Below are 22,721 nucleotides of genomic sequence, written 5' to 3'. Positions count from 1 at the left end.
CGGGCCGGACGAACCTGGTCGGCATGATGAACTCCGAAACCCGCCCGCTGCTGCAGTGGTCGGCGGCGATGGCGATGTCCGGCACGATCGGCGCGGTTGTCCTCGAGAGCGGCGCGGCCGCCCCGGCCGTCGCGTTCGCGCGCTGCTTCGTCGGCGGGACGCTGCTGGTGCTCTGGTGCCTCTCCCGCGGCTGGCTGCAGGCCTGGCGGCCGTCGCGCCGCGACCTCGGGCTGGCGGTGCTGGGCGGGCTGTTCCTCGTCGGCAACTGGGTGCTGCTGTTCGCGTCCTACGCGCTCTCATCGATCTCGGTCAGCACGGTCGTCTACCACACGCAGCCGCTGATCCTGGTCGGCCTGGCGGCCGCGTTCCTCGGCGAGAAGTTCGCCAAGAGCCACCTGGTCCGGGCCGGGATCGCGTTCGGCGGGGTCGCCTTGATCTCGCTGTCGGCGCACGGCGAGGACGGCAAGCCCGTGCAGCTCGCCGGGATCGGCCTGGCCCTCGGCGCGGCGCTGCTCTACGCCGGAGCGTCCTTCGTCGCGAAGCAGCTGAAGCACATCCGCCCGCACCTGCTCGCGGCCGTCCAGACGACGGTCGGCGCGGTCCTGCTCGCGCCGGTGCTGCTGGTGACGCCGCTGCCGTCGACGACGTCGGGGCTGCTGTGGCTGGTCCTGCTCGGCACCGTGCACACGGCCCTGATGTACGTGCTCATCTACGCCAGCATCGGCAAGCTGCCCACCACGACCGTGGCCTTGCTGTCCTACGTCTACCCGGTGGTCGCGGTGCTCGTGGACATCGCGTTCTACGGCCACCGCCCCACCTGGCCGGAGGCGCTGGGCATGCTCGCGGTGCTGGCCGCCGCCCTGGCGCCCCAGCGGCGGCCGGCACCCGTGGCCGAGCCGGCGCCGGTTCGCCAGGGTTGATCAGCGGAAGGCGATCCAGCGGTCCAGCAGCGCCGCCGCGGCGCCCGAGTCGATCGCCTCCGCGGCCCGGGTGAGGCCCGCGCGCAGATCGTCCTCCAGGGACCCCGAGAAGCCCGTGAACGCCGCCAGCGCCGCCGCCGCGTTGATCAGCACGGCGTCGCGGACCGGGCCCGCCTTGCCGGCCACCAGCGCGCGGACGACCTCGGCGTTCGCCACCGCGTCGCCGCCGCGCAGGTCGTCGGCCGTCGCCCGGGGGACGCCCACGTCGGCGGGGTCGAAGGTGCGCTCGGTGACCGTGCCGCCCGAGACCTGCCAGACCGACGTCGTGGTGGTCGTGGTGATCTCGTCGAGGCCGTCGTCGCCGCGCACGACCAGGGCCGTCGTGCCGCGCCGGGCGAACACCTCGGCCAGCACGCGGGTCTTGTCCGGGTACGCGCAGCCGATCAGCGCGCTTCCCGGCTGGGCCGGGTTGGTCAGCGGGCCGAGCAGGTTGAACGTCGTCGGCACGCCGAGCTCGCTGCGCACCGGGCCGGCGTGGCGCAGTGCCGGGTGGAACGCCGAGGCCAGGAAGAACCCGACGCCGACCTCGGTGAGGCTGCGCTGGACGTCTTCCGGCGGCAGCGAGATCTGCACCCCGAGCGTCTCCAGCACGTCGGCCGCGCCGGACTTCGACGACGCGCTGCGGTTGCCGTGCTTGGCCACCGGCGCGCCCGCCGCGGCCGTGACGATCGTCGCCATGGTCGAGATGTTGACCGAGTTCGAGCCGTCGCCGCCGGTGCCGACGATGTCGACGGCCGGGCGGTCCAGTTCGACGCGGCGCGCGTGCGCCAGCATCGTCGCGGCCATGCCGGCGATCTCCGCGGGCGTCTCGCCCTTGGCGCGCAGCGCGACCGCGAACCCGGCGATCCGGGCCGGGCTCGCCGCGCCACCCATGATCTGGTCCATCGCCCACGCCGTGTCGTCCTCGGACAGGTCGACGCGGGCGATGAGCTGCTTGAGCAGCGGCGGCCAGGTGCGGGGGACCGGGGTGGCCACCGGGCTCAGCCGTTCACGACGGGGACCCGTCGCAGCACGTCGGCGACGGTCTCCGCGGCGGTCAGCGGGTCGAGCGGGTGCACCAGCACGGCGTCCGCCTGCGACCAGGTGGCCAGCCACCGGTCGTCCTTCCGCCGCACGGAAACCACGATCGGGGGACATTCGGCGATCTCGGCCTTCAGCTGCCGGCAGAGGCCGATCCCGCCGGTCGGCTGCGCTTCGCCGTCGAAGATCGCGAGGTCGACGTTGCCCGCGTCCACCTCGGACAGCACGTCGGCGATCCCGGCCGCCTCGATGTAGGTCACTCGGCCGAGATCGGCGGCGGGCCGCCGGCCGACCGCGTTCACGATCGCCTCGCGGACCTCCGCCTTGTGGCTGAACACCAGAACCCGCATCGACTGCTCGGCCATTGAGCGCGCCTCCGTCTTCGTCACCAGCTTGCCGGCTCGATCGTATCGGCCGAGACCGACATCACGCGGTCGGCTCCGGTTGGAGCGCGTCCCAGCCGAGCGCGTCGCCGCCCAGCCGCTGCGCGAGGCCGGCCATCCGGGACCGTTCCTGGGCGCAGTGGAGCGCGTCGAGCACCTGGACGCGCACCGCGAGCACCCGCGTCAGCTCCCCGTCGGGTGACTCTTCTCGCAGCTCGTAGCCGTCCTGGGCGAGGATCGACACCGCCTCGGCCAGCCGGCCCGGCGGGAGCAGCAGGTGGTGCCGCAGGACGGCCGGCGCCGAGCTGACCCAGTCAGGTGAACCGGCGAGCACCGCGGAGTCCGCGACCACCGGGTCAAAGGCTTCGGCGACGATCTTCAACCCGGGCGTTCCAGGCGTCAGACCGGCGGTTTCGCCCTTCTTGACCAGGTCACGCAGCCGGTCGAGTAAACCCATGAGTAGCTCTCACCTTTCCGCGGTGCCGGTTTCGGGGAGTGTGATCGGCTCCGCACGCGACTTGCCGTGGACCCACCCGGCGGGACGGCGGTGCGGGAGGACATAATGCGACGCGTGACAACGGCAGCTCCCACCATCAGTCAGCGGGTCCACTCGCTGAACCGGCCGAACATGGTCAGTGTCGGCACCATCGTGTGGCTGTCCAGCGAGCTGATGTTCTTCGCCGGACTGTTCGCGATGTTCTTCACCGTCAAAGCGCAGAACGCCGTCGGCGAGACTTGGCCGCCGCGTCTGCACGGCGAAGAGTTCCACCTCAACGTGGCGTACGCGATCCCGTTCACGGTGATCCTCGTGCTGTCCTCGCTGACCTGCCAGTTCGGGGTGTTCGCCGCCGAACGCGGCGACGTCTACGGCCTGCGCCGCTGGTACATCATCACGTTGATCATGGGCGCCATCTTCGTCGGCGGCCAGGCCAACGAGTACCACAACCTGGTCGAAGAGGGGTTGACGATCCCGTCCGGCCCGTTCGGCACGGTCTTCTACCTCGCCACCGGGTTCCACGGCCTGCACGTCATCGGCGGGCTCATCGCCTTCGTGTACCTGCTCATCCGCACGAAACTGAGCAAGTTCACGCCCGCCCAGGCCACGTCGGCGATCGTCGTGTCCTACTACTGGCACTTCGTCGACATCGTGTGGGTCGGCCTCTTCGGTGTGATCTACCTCCTTCCGTAGGTCCGCCCAGCCGCCACCACCTTCACCATCGGCCTGAACTGACAGCAAGGGTTGCCGCAAGATGACCACCAGCACCAAGTCCTCGGAGCGCCGCTACCGCGCGCGGTCGAAGCTGCGGAGGCGGTTCGCCGGCCTGCTCGCGCTCGGTATCGCGCTGGTGGGCGCCGGCGCCCTGTACGCCGTGTTCGCCCCCGAGCCGCAGACCGCGCAGGCCCAGGGCACGCCGGCGCAGCTGCGCCTCGGCGAGCAGACCTACAACAACACCTGCATCGCGTGCCACGGCGCGAACCTCGAAGGCGTGCAGGACCGCGGCCCGAGCCTGATCGGCATCGGCGACGCCGCGGTGTACTTCCAGACCTCTTCGGGCCGCATGCCCGCCGCGCGCCAGGAGGCGCAGGTCGAGCGGAAGCCGCCGAAGCTGACCGAGGCCCAGATCGACGCGGTCGGCGCCTACATCCAGGCGCACGGCGGCGGCGTGCAGCGTCCCGCGGAGAAGGGTGAGGCCCTGCGCGGGTCCGACCCGGCCCGCGGTGGCGAGCTGTTCCGCCTCAACTGCGCGTCGTGCCACAACTTCACCGGCCGCGGCGGCGCGCTGTCGGCGGGCAAGTACGCGCCGAACCTGGACCCGGCCAGCGAAGAGCAGATCTACACGGCCATGCTCACCGGCCCCCAGAACATGCCGAAGTTCTCCGACCGGCAGCTGTCGCCGGAGGAGAAGAAGGACATCGTCGCCTACGTGAAGTCGGTGTCCGACGGCAACAATGACCCGGGTGGTAACGGCCTCGGCGGGGTCGGCCCCGCTTCGGAGGGCGTCATCGCCTTTATCGTCGGGATCGCCGCGCTGATCGGCGTGACGTTGTGGATTGGATCGAAGGCATGAGTGCCGAGGGGCCTAAGCCGCCGTCCGAGGCGGAGCTGGCTGAGATGGACCGGGACCAGCTGGTCAAGCTGGGCGGCGCGCTCGACGGTGTCGAGATCGTCGAGTACCCGACGCCGTGGCCCGTGGAGGGCACCCGCGCGGAGAAGCGCGCCGAGCGCCTGGTGGCGTTCTGGTTCGGCCTGTCCGCGCTGGCCGGGCTCGGCTTCGTCGTCTCGCTCATCTGGTGGCCGTGGCAGTACGAGGCGCCGGACAACGAGAGCGGCCACTTCTGGTACAGCCTCTACACCCCGATGCTCGGCATCACGCTCGGCCTGGCCATCCTCGGCCTGGGCATCGGCGTGATCCTGTACACGAAGAAGTTCGTGCCCGCAGAGGTCGCCGTGCAGCAGCGCGGTGACGGCGAAGGCAAGGGGTCGGCCGAGGTCGACCGCCAGACGTTCATCGCGCACCTGGCCGACGCCGGCAACCGCAGCACCATCGCCCGCCGGTCGCTGATCAAGCGCTCGGCGATCGCCGGGGCCGGCACGCTGGGCCTCGCGGCCGCCGCTTTGCCGCTGGCGTCCTTCATCAAGAACCCGTGGAAGGACACCGAGGGCCGCGATTCGCTCTGGCACACGGGCTGGCAGCCGAACTTCCCGGGCGAGAAGGTCTACCTGCGCCGCAACACCGGCAAGCCGCTGGAAGAGGGCGAGAAGGTCAGCCTGGTCAAGGCCGAGGACCTCGACGCCGGCGCGATGGAGACGGTGTTCCCGTACCGCGACTCCGAGAAGGACAAGCCGGAGCTGCTCGCCGCGGCGCTGACCAGGGTCGACAACCCGGTCATGCTGATCCGCCTCCGCCCGACCGACGCCGCCAAGGTCGTCAAGCGGTCCGGCCAGGAGGACTACAACTTCGGCGACTACTACGCGTACACGAAGATCTGCAGCCACGTCGGTTGCCCGACCTCCCTGTACGAGCAGCGGACCAACCGCATCCTCTGCCCGTGCCACCAGTCGCAGTTCGACGCGCTCCACTACGCCAAGCCGATCTTCGGCCCGGCGACCCGTCCGCTGGCGCAACTACCGATCACGGTTGACGAAGAGGGATACTTGATCGCGCGAGGCGATTTCAACGAGGCCATCGGTCCGGCCTTTTGGGAGCGTAAGTCATGAGTTCACTCACCACGCCGACCAAGGGGTCGAGCCCGGTCGAGAAGGCGCTGGGCACCGCCGCGAACGACGCGGACCAGCGCTACCACGCGGCCAAGGGCCTGCGGCACCAGATGAACAAGGTCTTCCCGACGCACTGGTCGTTCCTGCTCGGCGAGATCGCGCTCTACAGCTTCATCATCCTGCTGCTCACCGGGGTGTACCTGACGCTGTTCTTCGACCCCTCCATGCAGGAGGTCGTCTACCACGGCAGCTTCAAGAACATGCAGGGCCTGGAGATGTCCCAGGCGTTCCGCACGACGCTGGACATCTCCTTCGACGTCCGCGGCGGCCTGTTCATGCGTCAGCTGCACCACTGGGCGGCGCTGATCTTCGTCGCTTCGATGGCCGTGCACATGCTGCGCATCTTCTTCACCGGCGCGTTCCGGCGCCCGCGTGAGGCCAACTGGGTGATCGGTGGCCTGCTGCTGATCCTCGGCTGCTTCGAGGGCTTCTTCGGTTATTCGCTGCCGGACGACCTGCTCTCGGGCACCGGTATCCGGGCGACGCTGTCGGGCATCGTGCTGTCGGTGCCGGTGGCCGGCACCTGGATCCACTGGGCGCTGTTCGGTGGGGAGTTCCCGGGCGACCAGATCATCCCGCGGTTGTACACCCTGCACATCCTGCTGCTGCCGGGCATCATGCTCGCGCTGGTCGGGGCGCACCTGGCGCTGGTGTGGTACCAGAAGCACACCCAGTTCCCGGGGGTGCGCCGCAAGGAGACCAACGTCGTCGGCGTGCGGATCATGCCGTACTTCGCGCTCAAGGGCGGGGCGTTCTTCACCCTGGTGATCGGCGTGCTGGCGCTGATGTCGGGCCTGTTCCAGATCAACCCGGTGTGGAACTTCGGCCCGTACAACCCGGCGCAGGTTTCGGCGGGCTCCCAGCCCGACTGGTACATGGCCTGGGCGGACGGGATGCTCCGGATCTGGCCGGCGTGGGAGGTCTACCTCGGGAACTACACGATCCCGGCGGTGTTCTTCCCCGGCGCGGTCGGCATGCCGATCCTGTTCGGCCTGTTCCTGACCTACCCGTTCCTCGAGCGGAAGCTGTCCAAGGACACCGCGCACCACAACCTGCTCCAGCGGCCCCGGGACGTCCCGGTCCGCACGGCGCTGGGCGCGATGGCGCTGGGCTTCTTCATGGTCATCGAACTGTCGGGCTTCAACGACATCATCGCCGACCAGTTCGACATCTCGCTGAACGCGACGACGTGGGCGGGCCGCATCGGCGTCCTGCTCGTGCCGCCGATCGCCTACTACCTCACCTACCGGCTCTGCCTGGGCCTGCAGCGGGCCGACCGCGAGGTGCTGGAGCACGGCGTCGAGACGGGCATCATCAAGCGGCTGCCGCACGGTGAGTTCATCGAGATCCACCAGCCGCTCGCCGGCGTCGACAGCCACGGCCACGCGATCCCGCTCGAGTACCAGGGCGCGTCCGTGCCGAAGAAGATGAACAAGCTGGGCTCGGCCGGTCAGGCCGTCCCGGGCACGTTCTGGTCGCCGGACCCGGCCGAGGAGACCGCCGCGCTGCAGCGGGCCCACGGCAACGGGCACGGCAACGGCCACTCGAACGGCAACGGGCAGCACGGCGAGATCGAGAGCGTCGAGACCGCCAAGGGCTCGGACCACTAGTTCCCGCACACGACGAAGGCCACCTCCGGAAGTCTCCGGGGGTGGCCTTCGTCGTGGTCCGGTTCGGCCGCTGCGCGTGCGACGACCTGGCGTCGGCCCCGGCGGCCCCATCGGCGTGTCCCGGCCGTCTGGGGGCACCTGAGGGCCTCGGTCAGTCTTCGGCGCCGATCGCGAAGGCCTGCTCGGTGTCGGCGCTCGAGTACGACCGGAACGCGATGTGCGTGACGGTGTCGAGCACCCCCGGCACCTTCCCGATCCGGCCGGGGATCAGGTCGGCGAGGTCCTCGTGCGCGGACACCTTCACCGTGGCGATGAGGTCGACGTCCCCGGCGCACGAGTAGACCTCGCCGACCCCGTCGATGTCGGCGATCGCCTGCGCCGCGTCCGGGATCGACTCCGCCTCTACCTGGATCAACACGATCGCGGTGATCACCTGGGTCCTCCAAGACTCGTCTGCGGGTGTCGCAGGCGATCCTAGGCGGCGGTGTTCGCCAGCCAGTGGTCAGCCAGGGCGCGGTCACCGGTGATCGTGACGCGCTCCGCCGGTAGCCGGCGGGTGAGGACCAGCAGCAGGTCCTGGACGGGCCCGGTCACGGTGACGTCGGCGGGGCTCGTCTCGTGCGTCCACCGGACCCCGCCGGGTTCGCGGGTGATCAGCCAGCCGGTGCCGTGCTCCGGGGCGAGCTGGAGGGTCTGGCCGTCGCCGTGCAGCTCGGTGAAGCCCGGCCGGAGGCCGGCGGTGACCGGGTCGGACAGCACCTCCAGCCACTCGCTGATCGCGTCGGCCGCCAGGTCCGGGGCCACTTCGACGGCGGTTCCGGTGGTGAGCGCCGCGTCGGCGTGGTGGATCGTGGTGTCGTGGAGCATCCGGCGCAGCCAGAACCTCGCCGGCTGCTCGCCGAAGAACGTCCAGACCGGGGTGTCCCCGGCGGTCAGGGCCGCTTCGGCGAGGTCGCCGGCGCCGTGGCGGAGCCAGCCGGCCCAGGCGTCCGGGGTGCCGGGGTCGGCGTCGAACGGGTCGGGGACGGGCGACGGGCCGGAGCGGACGATGCTCGCGGCCCAGCGGTGGGCCTGGCCGATGTGGCCGACGAGCACCCGCAGCGGCCAGTCCGGGCAGGTGGGGACGCGGGCGTCCGGGTCGGCGCCGGTGACGGTGTCCGCGAACGCGGCGGTGCGGCCGAGCAGTGCCTCGGCGAGTCGTGCGCTGTTCATGGCCGTACCGTAGGAACTCCACCCGGCTGGAGGTTCGACCGAAGGTGACCGGAGACACACTCGGCATCGGCGACCTGGCGCGGCGCACGGGCGTGCCCGTCCGCACGATCCGGTTCTACTGCGACGAGGGGTTGCTGGAGCCGGCCCGCAGCGTGGGCGGCCACCGCCGCTTCGAGCCCACGGCGATCGACCGGCTCACGTTGGTCCGGCGTCTGCGTGGCCTGGGGTTGGGCCTCCGCTCGATCACGGAGGTCCTCACGGGCGCCCGGTCCTTGGCCGACGCGGTGGCCCTCGAGCGGGCGGCGTTGGACCGCGAAGTGGCGACGCTGGCCTGGCGACGCTCGGTGCTTCGCGCGGTCGAAGAGGCGGCGCCGGCCGACCGCGCGGCCCGGCTCGAGCTGTTGTCGGCGGTGGAGGACGGGTTTTCCGCGCACGAGACGCTCGTCCGCCTGTGGCACCCGATGGCGGCCGGCGGCGTCCCGGCCGAGACGGTCCGGATGTTCCTGGACATCAGCGCGCCCCTGCCGCCCGAGCGGCCGACAACGGCGCAGGTGGTGGCGTACGCGGAGCTGGTGTTGTCGGCGGCGGACGACGGGCTGGCGACGGGCCTGCGGGCCAGCACCCTGGTGGACGGCGACCGGATCCCGGACCTGGCCGAGCTCCATGCGGAGGTCGCAGCGGCGTGCGAGCTGGCGTTCCCCCTGGTGGCGGCGGGGGTGAGGCCGTCACCGGGGGTGGCTTTGGACCGCTTTGTGGCGGCTCACGCGGCTTCGCTGGGGGCGGGGGACTCGGTGGAGTTCCGGCGGGCGCTGAACCGCCGGACCGCGGCGGATCGGACGCCGCGGTTGCGGCGGTATTGGAGTTTGGCGGGTGAGGTCACCGGGGAGGCGGCTCCGATGGGGGTTACGCATACCTGGTTGCTGGATGCCTTGGACCGCTCGGTGAGCTGAGGTTCGCCGGTCGCGGCCCCGCGCTCGCCACCCGCGGTGACCGCTTCGTGAGCGGGAGTTCGACGCTTGCGGGAGGAGGGCCGCCCGAGGGCCTGTTGTCGCCCCCGCGTCGCGAATGGCCCGCGCGCATCGGCGGACTCTCCCGCGGTGACCGCGCCTCGGCCGGATTGAACTTCTCGCATCCCGCGTTCCGGGGATCGGCTGGGGAACTCCGCCACCCGCGGTGTCGATCGCGCGGGCCGCCCCTCGTGTGCTTCGGCGAGCGCGCCCGGATCCGCGCACCTCCGCGCCGGCCGACCTCGGCATGCCCCAATGAGCGCGCGGCACCATCGCCTTCTCAACTCACGTGTTCCAGGGAATGCGCCTGGGCCACCAGGTCCAGCCACCCCCGCCACCCGGCCACCGCGGTCGGCTCCGCCCACGGCCGTGTGGTGCGCACCAGCCGCACCCCCGGCCGAGCCAGCCAGCGCAGCAGCACCCCCACCTCCTCCGGGGGCGCCCCGTGCAGCGGCCCCGGCTCCGGCAGCACCGTCTCCGCCGAAGCCACCAACGCCTCCACCACCGGCATCGGCGGCACCCCGCGACGCGCCACCCCCGCCGAAGCCAGCCGCCCGTACCGGATCACCGCCAGCTCCCAGCCACCCCCGCCGTCCGGGCTCGCCGCGATCAGCTCGCCGATCGATGCCAGCGACCCCTGCCGGTGCGCCCTCCCCAACGCGCGGATCAACCCCGCCAGCTCGTCCCGGTGCCGGGCCGCCTGCTCGAAGTGGCGGCCCTCCGCCAGACGCTCCACCAGCGCGGCCGCCGTGTGCAGCGGACGGCCGTCCGAGCCCGCGATGAGCCCTGACACCGACTCCACCGCCGGGACGTACGCCTCCACGCTCTGCCGCCCCGCGCACGGCGCTCCACAGCGCCCCAGCTCCGCCAGTACGCACGGGGTCCCGTTCGCCGTGCGGGGGGAGATCCGCTGGGTGCACGTCCGCAGCCCCGACGCGCCCGCCAGCGTGTCGGCGGTCGCGCGGGCGTCGGCCTGGTTGCGGAACGGGCCCAGCACCCCCGGCCGCGGCAGCCGGACCACCGACAGGCGGGGGAACGCCTCCTCCGTCAGCCCGATCCACCAGCCCTGGTGCCGGTTCTTCGACCGGCGGTTGTACGCGGGCCGGTGCGCCGCGATCAGCCGCAGCTCGCGGACCTCCGCCTCCAGCGAATGTGCGCACTCCACGTGGTCGACGCGCTCGGCCAGCGCGACCATCTCCCGGATCCGGCTGCGCCCCTCCGAGCCGGTGAAGTACGTGCGCACGCGCCGCCGGAGGTCCTTCGCCGTGCCGACGTACAGGACCTCCTCCTTCGGCCCCTTGAACAGGTAGACGCCCGGGGCCGACGGCAGGTCCGCCGCCAGGTGCCGCTTCGCCCGCTGGGCGACCGTCACCTCCGGCAGGTAGCTCATCAGCTCCTCGAGCGAATGCACCCCGAGGTTGCCGACGCGCTCCAACAGGCCGTGGAGCACGTCGACGGTCGCGCGCGCGTCGTCGAGGGCCCGGTGGGTCGGGCGGGTCCGCGCGCCGAACAGCATCGCCAGCGCCGTCAGGTTGTAGCGGCCCACCTCGTCGCGCGGGACGACCCGCCGGGCCAGCCGGACCGTGCACACCACCGTCGCCTTCGGCCAGGCGTAACCGTGTCCTTCGCACGCCGCCCGCATGTGGGACGTGTCGAACCCCGAGTTGTGCGCCACCAGCACCGCACCGCCGATGAACTCGAGGAACGCCGGCAGCACCTCCTCGATCGGCGGCGCGTCGTAGACCATCAGCTGGGTGATGCCCGTCAGCGACACGATCTGCGGCGGGATCGGCATCCCCGGGTTCACCAGGGTCGCGAACTCGCCCAGCACCTCACCGCCGCGGACCTTCACCGCGCCGATCTCCGTGATGCCGCTCGGCCCGGGCGGGGCCCCGGTCGTCTCCAGGTCGAACACGACGAAAGTGGTGTCCCGCAAGGGAGTTCCGAGCTCGTCGAACGCGAGCTGTGCCTGGACCGAACGCATGTGCGAGACAGTAGAGGCGACCACCGACAGTTTCGGGCCGGGCACGCGCTACGAGTGGCGCGCGGGGCGGGATGCGGGGGCGGGGCCTACCCTGGACCAATGCACCCGCAGCCGCTCGTGCCGGAGCCGCCCGGGGACCCCGTGGGTCCCTCGGGTGTCGCGCCGCGCCCGGAGCCGGCCGAGGGCCCGGTCCTCGACGGCGAGGGCGGGCACCCCGAGCCCGCCACCTGGCCGGCCCTGCCCGAACCCGTCCGCGACCGCATCGCCGAGCTGGCCGCGGCCGCCGTCGCGAAGCTGCCCGCCACCGACGTCCCGCGCCAGCTGCGGCCGGTCGCCAAGTTCGCCCCGGCCAAGCGGGCCAAGCTCGGCGGCGGCGCCCTGCTCACCTCGCTCGGCGAGTCTTCGCAGTTCCGGACCGCCGTGATCGAGTGGCTGCGCGAGCACCGCACGGACGCCCTCGACCCGAACGCCGGTGACTCCGTCGCCGCCGCGGCCGCCGCAGTCCTGCTCGGGGAGTCCGGCGCCGCCGGGCGCGTCCGGCTGGTCGCGAAGAACGCCGAGGAGAACGCGCTGCGCGCCGAGCGTGACGCCGCGCTCGCCCGCACCCAGCGCCTCGAAGCCGAGCTCGCCCAGGTCCGCGCCGAGCTCACCGAGGCCAAGCAGGTCGCCGAGAGCGCGCGGGGCGAGCGCGAAGGTGAAGTCGATAAACTTTTGAAGCGACTCCGCGAACAGGGCGTCCAGCTCCGCCAGGCCAAGGACGCGGCCCAGGCGGCCGCCACCGAGGCCGACCGCGGCAGCGCCGCCCACGTCGAGGAAATCGCGGCCCTCACCGCGCAGCTCGGCCGCGAACGCCAGCGTGTCGCGAACGAACGCGCCCGCGCCGAACGCGCCGTCGCCGACGCCGAGATCGCCCGGCAGTCCGCCCGCGAAGCCCGCGAAGCCGACGAAGTCCGCCTCGCCCTGCTGGTCGACACGATCGACGGCGCGGTCACCGGCCTTCGCCGCGAGCTCGCGCTCGGCGCCCGTGGAGCCCGGCCGGCGGACATGGTCCGCGGCGCCAGCGCCGGCACCGGCCAGGGCGGCAAGATCGCCGACGTGTCCACCCTGGACCGTTACCTCGCGCTGCCCAACGTGCACCTGATCGTCGACGGCTACAACGTCACGAAGACCGGCTACCCCGAGCTCGCGCTGGCCGACCAGCGCGACCGGCTGATCCACCAGCTGTCCGCGCTGGCCGCCCGCACCTCGGCCGAGGTGACGGTGGTCTTCGACGGCGCGGGTGTGCTTTCGGTCCCGGCTTCGGTGCCCCGCGGCGTGCGGGTGCTGTTCTCCGACCGCGGGGTCCTCGCCGACGACGTGATCCGCAACCTCGTCGCGGCCGAGCCCGCCGGCCGGCCCATGGTGGTGGCCACTTCGGACCGTGCCGTGGCGGACTCGGTCCGCGGCGGCGGGGCCCACCCGACGCCGTCCGCGGTGCTGGTCAACCGCCTCAGCCGGGTCTGACCGCCGGAAACTGTCGGTGGTGGCGCCTACCGTCCTCCCCGACGCAGTTCCGACGTGAGGAGGACCACATGGCCGACACCCCCGAGCTGTCCGAAGTGGACGTCTCGCACATTTCGGTTTCCGACATCGAGAACGTCGTGGTCGACTGCGACCGCTGCGTCGTGCGCGGCATCTCCTGCCACGACTGCGTCGTGAGCGTGCTGCTCGGCGCGCCGCCCGCCGTCGTGTGGGACGCCGACGAGCGCCGCGCCGTGGACGCGCTGGCCGAGGCGGGGATGGTGCCGCGGCTGCGCCTGGTCGAGGGACCGGTCGGCTGGACCGCCTGACACGCCCGTTTCGTGTCGGCGCGCCGAATGGTCGATCGGATCGGGTGAACGGTAGGTAGTCGAAACGGCCTCCGGAGAAACCCCAGCGTGTAACGCCCGTCACAGCATTTCTCCCTCGCTGGTCCGATGGTGTTTCGGGGCGCTACGCAGAGTTTTTGGCCGGGGGGTGGTGGACGCGGTGGCGGTCTTTTCGTAACCTGTCCGAGATCTCGTGGCCCCCGGCCGTCGAACCAGGCGGCGACGCGAGATCGCCGCCGGACTCAGCTTTGTCGGGAAGCTGGGAACCGGAACCACCCATCGCGCGCTTCACCTGTTGCGGGAGAACGCGTGCGGTCGGCGGGACAAGCGGCGAAGAGGAACCCCCGACCTCTTCGAGCCCCGGTCCCCGACGGCGGCCGAGACGCAAAGGAGACCCGCGCGACCGTGCAGTCGCATCCAGTCAGGCGCGTGGTGTCAGGTGCCCTCGCGGCGGCTTCGGTGATCACCCTCGTCACCCTCGCCCAGCCGACGGCCACCGCCGCCCCAGTCCCCGTCCTCCAGGCCCCGCCCACCGGCTCGGACGCCCTTGCCCAGTACCGCGACCTCGCGGCGCAGGCCGAGAAGCTCAACGAAGACCTGCTCAAGGCCCAGGACGACCTGAAGGCCAAGCAGGGTGAGCTCGACAAGGCCACCAACGACGTCAACGCGGCGAAGGGCCTGGCCACCCAGGCGAGTGAGAACCAGAAGAAGTACCAGACCGAGGTCGACAAGTTCGCCGGCGCGTCGTTCACCAGCGGCGTCCAGCTGAACAAGCTCTCGGCCCTGCTGGCCGGCACGTCCACGCAGGACTTCCTGGACCGCTCTTCGGCGCTCGAGGTCATCGCGACCGAGAAGAACGGCGCGATGGGCAACCTCACCGGCGCCGTCCGCCAGGCCACCGATGCCACGAACAAGGCCACCGACGCGGCGAAGCGGGCGACCGACGCCCGTGACGCGGCGGCGAAGCTGACCGAAGACATCAAGGCCAAGCAGAAGACGCTCAACGACCAGATCGACCAGCTCAAGGCGGCCAACAAGAGCCTGAGCGCCCTCGACAAGGCGTCGCAGCGCGACACCGGCTCGGCTCCTCCCGGGCTCGCGGCTCCCACCGCGGCCGCCCAGAAGGCCCTCGACGCGGCGCTGAGCAAGCTCGGCAGCCCGTACGGCTGGGGCGACACCGGGCCCAGCTCGTTCGACTGCTCGGGCCTGATGCTGTGGGCCTACAAGCAGGCCGGGCTCACCCTGCCGCGGTCGAGCCGCGAGCAGTCCACCTTCGGCGCCGCGGTGCCGCGGGACCAGCTGCAGCCGGGCGACCTCGTGTTCTACTACTCGCCCGTTTCGCACGTCGGCATGTACGTCGGCAACGGCAAGATGGTGCACGCGCCCGACACCGGTGACGTCGTGAAGATTTCGCCGCTGCAGAGCCAGTACGCGGGAGCACGTCGCCCGACTTCGTGACCCTCGCAGCGTTTCGCAGGGGCGGCACCGCACACGCGGTGCCGCCCCTGCGGCGTTGGTGGGGGCAGCTAGCCTCTGGGGCGTGCTCAAGACCCTCCTCGTGACCAACGACTTCCCGCCGCGGCCCGGGGGGATCCAGAACTACCTGAACTCCCTCGCCACCCGGCTGCCGGCGGACGACCTGGTCGTCTACGCGCCGTCGTGGGAGTCGCGGACGGGGTCGCACGAGGAGTTCGACGCCGAGGCGCCGTTCGAGGTCGTCCGGCACCCGACGTCGCTGATGCTGCCGACGCCGGACGTGCTTCGCCGGGCGAAGCAGATCATGCGCGCGCGGGACTGCGAAGCCGTCTGGTTCGGCGCTGCCGCGCCGCTGGCGCTGCTGGGGCACTCCTTGCGCCAGGCGGGCGCGCGCCGCGTCGTGGCGTCCACGCACGGCCACGAAGTCGGCTGGTCGATGCTCCCGGGCTCGCGCCAGGCCTTGCGGCGCATCGGCGACACCGTGGACGTGGTCACCTACGTCAGCCGCTACACCCGCGGCCGGTTCGCCGCCGCGTTCGGCCCGATGGCGGGCCTGGAGCTGCTGCCGTCCGGAGTGGACCCCGAGATGTACAAACCGGACCCCGCCGGCCGCGCGGAGATCCGCGCCCGCCACGGCCTCGGGGACCGCCCGACCGTCGTGTGCGTGTCCCGGCTGGTCCCGCGCAAGGGTCAGGACCAGCTGATCCGGGCGCTGCCGGCCATCCGCCGCCGGGTCCCGGACGCGGCGCTGCTCATCGTCGGCGGCGGCCCGTACCGCAAGACGCTCGCCGGGCTGGTCACCGAGCTGGGCCTGGAGCGCGACGTCGTGCTCACCGGATCGGTCCCGTGGGCCGAGCTGCCGGCGCACTACGCCGCGGGGGACGTCTTCGCGATGCCGGCCCGCACCCGTGGCAAGGGCCTCGACGTCGAGGGGCTCGGCATCGTCTACCTGGAGGCCTCGGCGACCGGCCTGCCGGTGGTGGCGGGCAACTCCGGCGGCGCGCCCGAGGCGGTGCTCGACGAGGTCACCGGGCACGTGGTCGAGGGCCGGGACGTCGGCCAGCTCGGCGAAACCGTCGCGAGCCTGCTCGCGGACCCGGTGCGCGCGCGCCGGATGGGCGCGGCGGGCCGGGAGTGGGTGACCGCGAACTGGCGGTGGGACGTCATGGCCGGGCGGCTGTCCGGGCTGCTGGACGGCGACCCGGTGGCCGTCGTCCGCTAAGGCGTGTACAGCGCCGGGTGCCGCGGATCGTCGACGCGGACGACGACGTCGGCGAGCGAGCTCGGGTCCACCTCCTCCTCGTAGCGCTCGTACGCCGGGAGCGCCCAGGCGTCCGGCACGCGGCGGCGCAGGGCGGCGGGGGAGAGCCACAGGTGCACGGCCAGGTCGAAGGCCAGGCCGGCGCCCAGCAGCAGCTCACCGTCGAGGAGCACGACGCCGCCTTCGGGGACCGGCACGCGCTCGGCCCGGGTCGCGCGGTCGCGCCCGGCGTCCCACAGCGAGGGCAGGACCTCGCCGGAACCGCCGTCGGCCAGCGGTTCGAGCACTTCGCGGCGGAGGGCGCCGAGGTCGAGCCAGTCGGTGTAGCGGGCGTCGGGGTTGGTGCGGCCGTGCTCGAAACGCAGGGACGCGGGGCGCAGGAAGTCGCCGGCGGAGACCCGCAGGGTCGCGTGGCCGCGCAGGCGCAGCGGGTCGACCAGGGCGTTCGCGAGCTCTGTGGTTTCCGTCGCACCCGCCGCGCCGTCGACGGCGACCGCGATCCGGCGCCGCCCGGTGAGCGCGTCGACGCGTTCGGTCAGTTCTTCGGCCAGGACGGCGGGGGAGATCGGGCGGTAGCGCACGGTTCCCGATCCTGCACCCGGACCGGGGACGGTTTCCGTCGTACCCCGGTGGGAGGATGGCGGCATGACTTCTTCAGTGGGGAAGACGGCCGATGTCGGTTGGGAGATAGGCGTTTCACGCACCGTGCCGTACCCGGGCGCGGACGTCTGGGACTTCCTGGTCAGCCGCGAGGGGGTCGCGATCTGGCTCGGTCCCGGGGTCGAGCTGCCGCGGGAGAAGGGCGCGGAGTACGAGACGGCGAACGGCACGGTCGGCGAGATCCGCAGCTTCGTCGAGGGTGACCGGGTGCGGCTCACCTGGCGGCCGAGCGACTGGGACCACGACTCGACCGTGCAGGTGCGGCTGAGCGCGTCGGGCGTCAAGACCAAGCTCGTCTTCCACCAGGAATGGCTTGCGGACGCGGAAGAGCGCGAGGAACAACGGGCATACTGGCAGGACGTGACCGAGCGCGTGGTGGCGGCACTCGCCGAGCGCTGAGGCGGACTTCATGGGGGCGGGATGACGAGCTTCGAAATCGCGGAGGACTTCGCACAGGACGCGCACTTGTTCGCGGAGCTGCTGCGCGCGGGCGGCCCGGTGCGCCGGGCCCGGATGCCCCGCGGCCTGGACTGCTTCATCGTCACGGACTTCGCGCAGGCGCGGGCCCTGCTCGCGGATCCCCGGCTGCAGAAGAACAGCGCGCGGGCCCGCGAGCTGTTCTTGGCCAAGCTGCCGCCCGGCGAGCTGGAGCAGGGCGGGCTGGCGTCGGACCTCAGCGCCCACATGCTCAACTCCGACCCGCCGGACCACACGCGGCTGCGCAAGCTGGTGAACAAGGCGTTCACGGCGCGCACCGTCGCCCGGCTGCGGCCGCGGGTCGAAGAGATCACCGCGCAGCTGCTCGACGGGCTGGCCGGGCGGGAGCGGGCCGACCTGCTGCCCTCGTTCGCCGCGCCGTTGCCGATCACGGTGATCTGCGAACTGCTGGGCGTGCGCGCGGAGGACCGGAACGACTTCTCGGCCTGGTCGAAGACGCTTCTGAGCTCGTCCACGCCACAGGACGCGCAGCACGCGGCGCAGAGCATGTTCGCCTACCTCACGGACCTCATCGCGCAGAAGCGCGCCGAGCCGGCCGGCGACCTGCTGTCGGACCTGGTGCACGCGACCGACGACGGTGACTCGCTGTCCGAGCCGGAGCTGGTCTCGATGGCGTTCCTGCTGCTGGTCGCCGGCCACGAGACCACGGTCAACCTGATCGCCAACGGCGTGCTCGCGCTGCTGCGCGAGCCGGAGCAGCTGGCCCGGCTGCGCGCCGAGCCGGCGCTGCTGCCCAACGCCGTCGAGGAGCTCCTCCGCTTCGACGGCCCGATCCACCTGGCCACGCTGCGGTTCACGGCCGAGCCGGTCGAGGTCGGCGGCCTGACGATCCCGGAAGGCGAGTTCGTGCTCGTCTCGCTGCTGGGCGCGAACCGGGACGCCGAGCGCTACCCGGAGCCGGATCGCCTGGACATCACGCGCGCGGCGGGCGGGCACCTGGCCTTCGGGCACGGCATCCACTACTGCGTCGGCGCGCCGCTGGCCCGGCTGGAGGCGGAGATCGCGCTGGGCGGGCTGCTGGCCCGGTTCCCGGGCCTGGCGCTGGACGCGAAACCGGACGAGCTGGTCTACCGGAAGAGCTCGCTGGTGCACGGACTGGAGGCGCTGCCCGTCCGGCTGTGACGTGCCTCACCCGGTAGCGGCCGGGAGGCTCCGTTGACCGGTCCTGGCCGCTGTGCTCCTGGCGGTCGTGGGCATCGCGGTCCCGGCGACGGCGGCCGGCTACGACTTCCGGGGCACCGCCGTCGTCGAAGGCGGGCAGTTCCTGCCGGGGACCGGGTCACCGTCGAGTACGCGGTCACGAACGCCGGCGAGACCGCCTACGTGGCCGGGGGCGTCCTCGAGCAGATCTGCGACTTCACCCGCGACGAGGCCTACCTCGACGGCACGCCCACCGCGCGGGACACCGCGAAGATCCCCGGCCTGGACGGCACCAGCTCCGGCCGGATCGTCACCGAGACCGGCGAAGGCCTGGCCGGGGAGCCCGTGACGGCCACCGACATCGACACCGGCCGGGCGCTCACCGCGACGACCGGCGCCGGCGGGACCCTCACGATCGCCGGGCCCACCGGCCGCTACCGGCTGTCGGTGGCCGGCCCGTGGGTGCTGGTGGGGGACCGGAAGGTGTACGTGGCTTCGGAGGCCATGAACCAGAACGGCTGGGTGTTCACGAGACAGCCGGTCTGAGCGGGTTAGGGTCGGCGGATGGACTCCGCCGACCTCCTCGCGCTCGACGCCCAGCACGTGTGGCACCCCTACGCGCCGATGCCGGCGAAGGTGCCTTCGCTGCTGGTGACCGAGGCGAGCGGGGTGCGGCTGAAGCTCGCCGACGGCCGGGAGCTGGTCGACGGGATGTCGTCGTGGTGGTCGGCGATCCACGGGTACCGGCACCCGGTCCTCGACGCCGCGCTCACCGCCCAGGCCGGCCGGATGAGCCACGTCATGTTCGGTGGCCTGACCCACGAACCGGCGATCACGCTGGCGAAGACGCTCGTCGACCTGACCCCGGACGGGCTGGAGCACGTGTTCCTCTGCGACTCCGGCTCGGTGTCGGTCGAGGTCGCCGCGAAGATGTGCCTGCAGTACCAGCGTTCCCGCGGGCTGCCGGAGAAGCGTCGGCTGCTGACCTGGCGCGGCGGTTACCACGGCGACACGTTCACGCCGATGAGCGTGTGCGACCCCGAGGGCGGCATGCACTCGCTGTGGCGCGGTGTGCTGCCGGAGCAGGTTTTCGTGCCGATGCCGCCGGCCGGCTTCGACACGCCGCCGGATCCGTCCTATGTGGACACTCTCGCCGAGGCGATCGCCCGGCACGCCGGGGAGCTGGCCGCGGTGATCGTCGAGCCGGTCGTGCAGGGCGCCGGCGGCATGCGCTTCCACCACCCGGCGTACCTGCGCGCGCTGCGGGAGCTGACCGAGGCGCACGGCGTGCTGCTGATCTTCGACGAGATCGCCACCGGGTTCGGCCGCACCGGCGCGCTGTTCGCCGCGGAGCACGCGGGCGTCACGCCGGACGTGCTCTGCCTCGGCAAGGCCCTCACCGGCGGCTACCTGAGCATGGCCGCGACGCTGTGCACCCCGGAGGTCGCGGCCGGGATCTCCCGCGGGGAGCTGCCGGTGCTCGCGCACGGCCCGACGTTCATGGGCAACCCGCTCGCCTCGGCGATCGCCAACGCGTCGCTGGGCCTGCTCGCCGACGGCAGCTGGCAACACGACGTCACGCGCATCGAGAAGGCCCTGCTGGACGGCCTCGCGCCGGCGCGCGACCTGGGTCCGGTGGCCGACGTCCGGGTGCTCGGCGGGATCGGCGTCCTGCAGCTCGACCACCCGGTGGACATGGCGGTGGCGACGGAGGTCGTCACGGAGCACGGCGCGTGGCTGCGCCCGTTCCGCGACCTCGTCTACACGATGCCGCCGTACGTCGCGACCGACGACGACCTCGTGGTGATCACCCGCGCGATGCTTGCCGTGGCGGAAAAGGCGTGAATTCAGCACATCGGGTGTGACCACGGGCACAGCGAGACCCGAAGGTCCCTCATCGTCGCTGTCCGTGCCGGAGCAAGATCCACACCACGCGATAGGCGGAGCCGCGTCGCGCGGCTTTCACCTGAAATGCCCGCCGGTCCCCACCGATCCGTACCGCGGCAAACGCGAGAAATGCTTGCGTAGCGGACTTTTTGCGGCGTTTCGGCGATCCTGCCCCCATGATCGAGATCGTTCGTGGTGAACACGACACCGGACCGCCGAAGCCCTCGAACCTCCTGGAGAACCTCAAGCACGACCTCCCGGCCTCCGTGGTCGTCTTCCTCGTCGCCGTCCCCCTGTCCCTCGGCGTGGCCTTCGCCGCCGGGGCGCCGTTGCTCTCGGGCCTGATCTCCGCCGTCGTCGGCGGGCTGGTCGCGAGTCTCTTCGGCGGATCGCCGCTGCAGGTCAGCGGGCCGTCCGCCGCCCTCACCGTGGTGCTGGCCGACACGATCGCCACCCACGGCTGGCCGGTCACCTGCGCGATCACGGTCGCCGCCGGCCTGCTCCAGATCCTCTTCGGGCTCACCCGCCTCGCCCGCGCCGCGCTCGCGGTGTCCCCCGCGATCGTGCACGGCCTGCTCGCGGGCATCGGCGTGACGCTGGTGCTCGGCCAGCTCCACGTCGTGCTCGGCGGGTCGGCGCAGGGCTCCGCGCTGGCCAACGTCCTCGCACTGCCCCGGCAGATCGCCGCGCACCACGACCAGGCGGTGCTCGTCGGCGTCGTGACCCTCGCGGTGCTGCTGGTGTGGCCACGGCTTCCGCGTGTCGTCCGCCGGGTGCCCGCGCCGCTGGCCGCGGTCGCGCTCGGCACCGGCCTGGCCGTCGCGGCCGGCCTGACCCTGCCGCGGGTCGACCTCCCCGCCGGGCTGCCGGCCCTGCACGTCGTCCCGCGGCTGCCGGACGGCGGCTGGGCCGGGTTCGCCGCCGCCGCGCTCACCATCGCGCTGATCGCCGGCCTGGAGAGCCTGCTTTCGGCGGTCTCGGTGGACAAGCTCCGCGGCGGCCCGCGCACCGACCTCGACCGCGAGCTGATCGGCCAGGGCGCGGCGAACGTCGCCGCCGGCGCGCTCGGCGGGTTCCCGGTCACCGGCGTCATCGTGCGCAGCATGACCAACTACGAGGCGGGCGCGCGCACCCGGATGTCGGCGATCCTGCACTGCGTCTGGATCCTCGTCGCGTGCCTGCTGCTCACCGGCGTGCTGCGGCTGATCCCGCTCGCCGCGCTGGCCGCGTTGCTGGTGTACGTCGGGGCGAAGCTCGTGAACCTCCACGGGCTCAAGGAGGTCCGCCGCCACGGTGACCTGCCCGTGTACGTCGTCACGCTGGCCGGCGCGGTCGCCGTCAACCTGCTCACCGGTGTCGCCGCGGGGATCCTGCTGGCGCTCGCGCTGATGCTGCGGCGGATGATCTTCTCCGGGATTCACATCGAACGAGACGGCGACCGCCACCGCGTCGTCATCGAAGGCGCGCTGACGTTCCTGTCCGTGCCGCGGCTGACCCGTGTGCTCGCCGACGTGCCCCCGCACGCCGACGTCCGGCTCGAGCTGCTCGTCGACTACCTCGACCACGCCGCGTTCGACTGCCTGCGCGGCTGGCAGCAGGCACACGCCGGGCCGGTGACGGTCGACGAGATCGGGCACCCCCTGGTACGAGCGCGGCGGCTCGAGCGCGCCGACCGTCCGCCGCAGCGTGGCCGCGCGGGTGGTGCCGCGGTGGCTCGCGCCGTGGTCGCAGTGGCAGGCCGAGCACGTGGTGCTGCCCGCCCAGCGCACGGCTAGCTCGCTGCTGTGCCGCGGCGCTTCGGAGTTCCAGCGCCGCACCGCGCCGCTGCTGCGGGACACGTGGAGCGGGCTGGCGCACGGGCAGCAGCCGCACACGCTGTTCATCACCTGCGGCGACGCGCGGATCGTGCCCAACCTGATCACCACCAGCGGGCCGGGGGACCTGTTCACGGTGCGGAACATCGGCAACCTCGTGCCGCCGGCCGACGGCGACGACTCGTCGGTCGGCGCGGCGATCGAGTACGCCGTCGGGGTGCTCGGGGTCGCCGAGATCGTGGTGTGCGGGCATTCCGGCTGCGGTGCGATGAAGGCGCTGCTCGGCCGGGCGCCGGACGGGCTGGAGCAGCTCGGCAGCTGGCTGCGGCACGGTGAGGCGACGGTGCGGCGCCGGGCCCGCGAAGCGCCGTTGCTGCTCGGCGGTGACCGGCCGGCCGCGGAGGCCGACCAGCTCGCGCTGCAGAACGTGGTGCAGCAGCTGGAAACCCTGCGCGGCTACCCGGTGGTCGCCGCGGCCCTGGCGCGCGGCGGCCTCCGGCTCACCGGGATGTACTTCGACGTCGGCGCCGCGCAAGTGTCCCTTTTGGACGATGCGGGCCGCGGGTTCGTCCCGGCCGGCGCGCTGGAGCACTGACCGGAGCGCCCCAATGTGGCCTTCGGTGCGTCAGACGCACCGAAGGCCACATTGGGTGCGTTCAACG

General features: G+C 72.4%; 21 protein-coding genes and 1 pseudogene. 15 read left to right on the top strand and 7 right to left on the bottom strand.

Annotated elements, in window-relative coordinates:
• The first annotated feature begins 23 nt into the window (after positions 1-23).
• The gene (locus tag ACZ61C_RS18490; protein ID WP_465308154.1) at positions 24-920 is read left to right on the top strand and encodes a DMT family transporter; all 897 of its coding nucleotides are present in this window, start codon (positions 24-26) and stop codon (positions 918-920) included.
• Here the strand turns inward: ACZ61C_RS18490 and trpD are convergent, their stop codons facing one another.
• The 3 genes from trpD to ACZ61C_RS18475 all read right to left on the bottom strand — a co-directional run bounded on the left by trpD (position 921) and on the right by ACZ61C_RS18475 (position 2,840).
• Positions 921-1,955 carry an anthranilate phosphoribosyltransferase gene (gene trpD, locus ACZ61C_RS18485; protein WP_465308152.1) on the bottom strand — a complete coding sequence of 345 codons (1,035 nt, stop codon included), beginning with the start codon at positions 1,953-1,955 and terminating at the stop codon, positions 921-923.
• 5 nt (positions 1,956-1,960) lie between these two features.
• Positions 1,961-2,365, bottom strand: a complete 405-nt coding sequence (locus ACZ61C_RS18480) for a hypothetical protein (RefSeq protein ID WP_465308292.1) — start codon at positions 2,363-2,365, stop codon at positions 1,961-1,963.
• A gap of 61 nt (positions 2,366-2,426) precedes the next feature.
• Complete coding sequence (locus tag ACZ61C_RS18475; RefSeq protein ID WP_465308150.1) at positions 2,427-2,840, bottom strand: hypothetical protein; 414 nt, start codon at positions 2,838-2,840, stop codon at positions 2,427-2,429.
• Between the two features lie 105 nt (positions 2,841-2,945).
• Here ACZ61C_RS18475 and ctaE point away from each other — a divergent pair, with 105 nt between their 5' ends.
• From ctaE to qcrB, 4 genes are all read left to right on the top strand, one after another.
• Positions 2,946-3,572, top strand: a complete 627-nt coding sequence (gene ctaE, locus ACZ61C_RS18470; protein WP_465308148.1) for an aa3-type cytochrome oxidase subunit III — start codon at positions 2,946-2,948, stop codon at positions 3,570-3,572.
• A gap of 61 nt (positions 3,573-3,633) precedes the next feature.
• Positions 3,634-4,452 carry a cytochrome bc1 complex diheme cytochrome c subunit gene (qcrC, locus tag ACZ61C_RS18465; protein ID WP_465308146.1) on the top strand — a complete coding sequence of 273 codons (819 nt, stop codon included), beginning with the start codon at positions 3,634-3,636 and terminating at the stop codon, positions 4,450-4,452.
• Positions 4,449-5,603: a cytochrome bc1 complex Rieske iron-sulfur subunit gene (gene qcrA / locus ACZ61C_RS18460; RefSeq protein WP_465308144.1), complete on the top strand. Its 1,155-nt coding sequence runs from the start codon at positions 4,449-4,451 to the stop codon at positions 5,601-5,603. The genes qcrC and qcrA overlap by 4 nt, the downstream gene beginning before the upstream one ends.
• On the top strand, positions 5,600-7,273 hold the full coding sequence (gene qcrB / locus ACZ61C_RS18455) for a cytochrome bc1 complex cytochrome b subunit (protein WP_465308142.1): 1,674 nt from the start codon (positions 5,600-5,602) through the stop codon (positions 7,271-7,273). The genes qcrA and qcrB overlap by 4 nt, the downstream gene beginning before the upstream one ends.
• A 151-nt stretch (positions 7,274-7,424) precedes the next feature.
• On the opposite strand, the gene ACZ61C_RS18450 is transcribed toward qcrB, so the two are convergent.
• The gene (locus ACZ61C_RS18450) at positions 7,425-7,706 is read right to left on the bottom strand and encodes an Lrp/AsnC family transcriptional regulator (protein ID WP_465308140.1); all 282 of its coding nucleotides are present in this window, start codon (positions 7,704-7,706) and stop codon (positions 7,425-7,427) included.
• 41 nt (positions 7,707-7,747) lie between these two features.
• Positions 7,748-8,485, bottom strand: a complete 738-nt coding sequence (locus ACZ61C_RS18445; RefSeq protein WP_465308138.1) for a maleylpyruvate isomerase family mycothiol-dependent enzyme — start codon at positions 8,483-8,485, stop codon at positions 7,748-7,750.
• 44 nt (positions 8,486-8,529) lie between these two features.
• Between ACZ61C_RS18445 and ACZ61C_RS18440 the strand changes: the two genes are divergently transcribed.
• A complete protein-coding gene (locus tag ACZ61C_RS18440) occupies positions 8,530-9,435 on the top strand; it encodes a MerR family transcriptional regulator (RefSeq protein WP_465308136.1) in 906 nt (301 codons plus the stop codon).
• A gap of 337 nt (positions 9,436-9,772) precedes the next feature.
• On the opposite strand, the gene ACZ61C_RS18435 is transcribed toward ACZ61C_RS18440, so the two are convergent.
• Positions 9,773-11,476 (bottom strand): DEDD exonuclease domain-containing protein, encoded by a 1,704-nt coding sequence (locus tag ACZ61C_RS18435; protein ID WP_465308134.1) that lies wholly within the window; start codon positions 11,474-11,476, stop codon positions 9,773-9,775.
• Between the two features lie 99 nt (positions 11,477-11,575).
• On the opposite strand from ACZ61C_RS18435, the gene ACZ61C_RS18430 reads away from it, so the two are divergent.
• From ACZ61C_RS18430 to ACZ61C_RS18415, 4 genes are all read left to right on the top strand, one after another.
• Entirely contained in the window at positions 11,576-12,979 is a 1,404-nt protein-coding gene (locus ACZ61C_RS18430) for an NYN domain-containing protein (protein WP_465308132.1), read from the top strand.
• Between the two features lie 68 nt (positions 12,980-13,047).
• Complete coding sequence (locus tag ACZ61C_RS18425; protein WP_465308130.1) at positions 13,048-13,305, top strand: hypothetical protein; 258 nt, start codon at positions 13,048-13,050, stop codon at positions 13,303-13,305.
• 423 nt (positions 13,306-13,728) lie between these two features.
• Complete coding sequence (locus ACZ61C_RS18420; RefSeq protein WP_465308128.1) at positions 13,729-14,781, top strand: C40 family peptidase; 1,053 nt, start codon at positions 13,729-13,731, stop codon at positions 14,779-14,781.
• 82 nt (positions 14,782-14,863) lie between these two features.
• Positions 14,864-16,021, top strand: a complete 1,158-nt coding sequence (locus tag ACZ61C_RS18415; protein ID WP_465308126.1) for a glycosyltransferase family 4 protein — start codon at positions 14,864-14,866, stop codon at positions 16,019-16,021.
• Here the strand turns inward: ACZ61C_RS18415 and ACZ61C_RS18410 are convergent.
• Positions 16,018-16,641, bottom strand: a complete 624-nt coding sequence (locus ACZ61C_RS18410; RefSeq protein WP_465308124.1) for a nucleoside/nucleotide kinase family protein — start codon at positions 16,639-16,641, stop codon at positions 16,018-16,020. The two genes, ACZ61C_RS18415 and ACZ61C_RS18410, sit on opposite strands and share 4 nt — an antisense overlap.
• A gap of 64 nt (positions 16,642-16,705) precedes the next feature.
• On the opposite strand from ACZ61C_RS18410, the gene ACZ61C_RS18405 reads away from it, so the two are divergent.
• The 5 genes and pseudogenes from ACZ61C_RS18405 to ACZ61C_RS18385 all read left to right on the top strand — a co-directional run bounded on the left by ACZ61C_RS18405 (position 16,706) and on the right by ACZ61C_RS18385 (position 22,654).
• Positions 16,706-17,119 (top strand): SRPBCC family protein, encoded by a 414-nt coding sequence (locus ACZ61C_RS18405; RefSeq protein ID WP_465308123.1) that lies wholly within the window; start codon positions 16,706-16,708, stop codon positions 17,117-17,119.
• A gap of 21 nt (positions 17,120-17,140) precedes the next feature.
• A complete protein-coding gene (locus tag ACZ61C_RS18400) occupies positions 17,141-18,340 on the top strand; it encodes a cytochrome P450 family protein (protein ID WP_465308121.1) in 1,200 nt (399 codons plus the stop codon).
• A 201-nt stretch (positions 18,341-18,541) separates the two neighbouring features.
• Positions 18,542-18,904, top strand: a complete 363-nt coding sequence (locus ACZ61C_RS18395) for a carboxypeptidase-like regulatory domain-containing protein (RefSeq protein ID WP_465308119.1) — start codon at positions 18,542-18,544, stop codon at positions 18,902-18,904.
• A gap of 18 nt (positions 18,905-18,922) precedes the next feature.
• A complete protein-coding gene (locus tag ACZ61C_RS18390; protein WP_465308117.1) occupies positions 18,923-20,203 on the top strand; it encodes an adenosylmethionine--8-amino-7-oxononanoate transaminase in 1,281 nt (426 codons plus the stop codon).
• Positions 20,204-20,421: 218 nt separating this feature from the next.
• Positions 20,422-22,654: pseudogene (locus ACZ61C_RS18385) on the top strand (bifunctional SulP family inorganic anion transporter/carbonic anhydrase).
• Positions 22,655-22,721: the final 67 nt, after the last annotated feature.

It is taken from the genome of Amycolatopsis sp. NPDC104587, assembly GCF_055583645.1.
Note: the sequence above shows the minus strand (reverse complement) of the source record. Positions and strands in the feature narration are given on the sequence as shown.

Bases quoted from the DNA above. Each gene is read 5' to 3' on its own strand.
- ACZ61C_RS18490 (WP_465308154.1), top strand. From the start codon at position 24: ATGATGAACTCCGAAACCCGCCCGCTGCTGCAGTGGTCGGCGGCGATG.
- ACZ61C_RS18480 (WP_465308292.1), bottom strand. From the start codon at position 2,365: ATGGCCGAGCAGTCGATGCGGGTTCTGGTGTTCAGCCACAAGGCGGAG.
- ACZ61C_RS18475 (WP_465308150.1), bottom strand. From the start codon at position 2,840: ATGGGTTTACTCGACCGGCTGCGTGACCTGGTCAAGAAGGGCGAAACC.
- ctaE (WP_465308148.1), top strand. From the start codon at position 2,946: ATGCGACGCGTGACAACGGCAGCTCCCACCATCAGTCAGCGGGTCCAC.
- qcrC (WP_465308146.1), top strand. From the start codon at position 3,634: ATGACCACCAGCACCAAGTCCTCGGAGCGCCGCTACCGCGCGCGGTCG.
- qcrA (WP_465308144.1), top strand. From the start codon at position 4,449: ATGAGTGCCGAGGGGCCTAAGCCGCCGTCCGAGGCGGAGCTGGCTGAG.
- qcrB (WP_465308142.1), top strand. From the start codon at position 5,600: ATGAGTTCACTCACCACGCCGACCAAGGGGTCGAGCCCGGTCGAGAAG.
- ACZ61C_RS18445 (WP_465308138.1), bottom strand. From the start codon at position 8,485: ATGAACAGCGCACGACTCGCCGAGGCACTGCTCGGCCGCACCGCCGCG.
- ACZ61C_RS18435 (WP_465308134.1), bottom strand. From the start codon at position 11,476: ATGCGTTCGGTCCAGGCACAGCTCGCGTTCGACGAGCTCGGAACTCCC.
- ACZ61C_RS18430 (WP_465308132.1), top strand. From the start codon at position 11,576: ATGCACCCGCAGCCGCTCGTGCCGGAGCCGCCCGGGGACCCCGTGGGT.
- ACZ61C_RS18425 (WP_465308130.1), top strand. From the start codon at position 13,048: ATGGCCGACACCCCCGAGCTGTCCGAAGTGGACGTCTCGCACATTTCG.
- ACZ61C_RS18405 (WP_465308123.1), top strand. From the start codon at position 16,706: ATGACTTCTTCAGTGGGGAAGACGGCCGATGTCGGTTGGGAGATAGGC.
- ACZ61C_RS18400 (WP_465308121.1), top strand. From the start codon at position 17,141: ATGACGAGCTTCGAAATCGCGGAGGACTTCGCACAGGACGCGCACTTG.
- ACZ61C_RS18390 (WP_465308117.1), top strand. From the start codon at position 18,923: ATGGACTCCGCCGACCTCCTCGCGCTCGACGCCCAGCACGTGTGGCAC.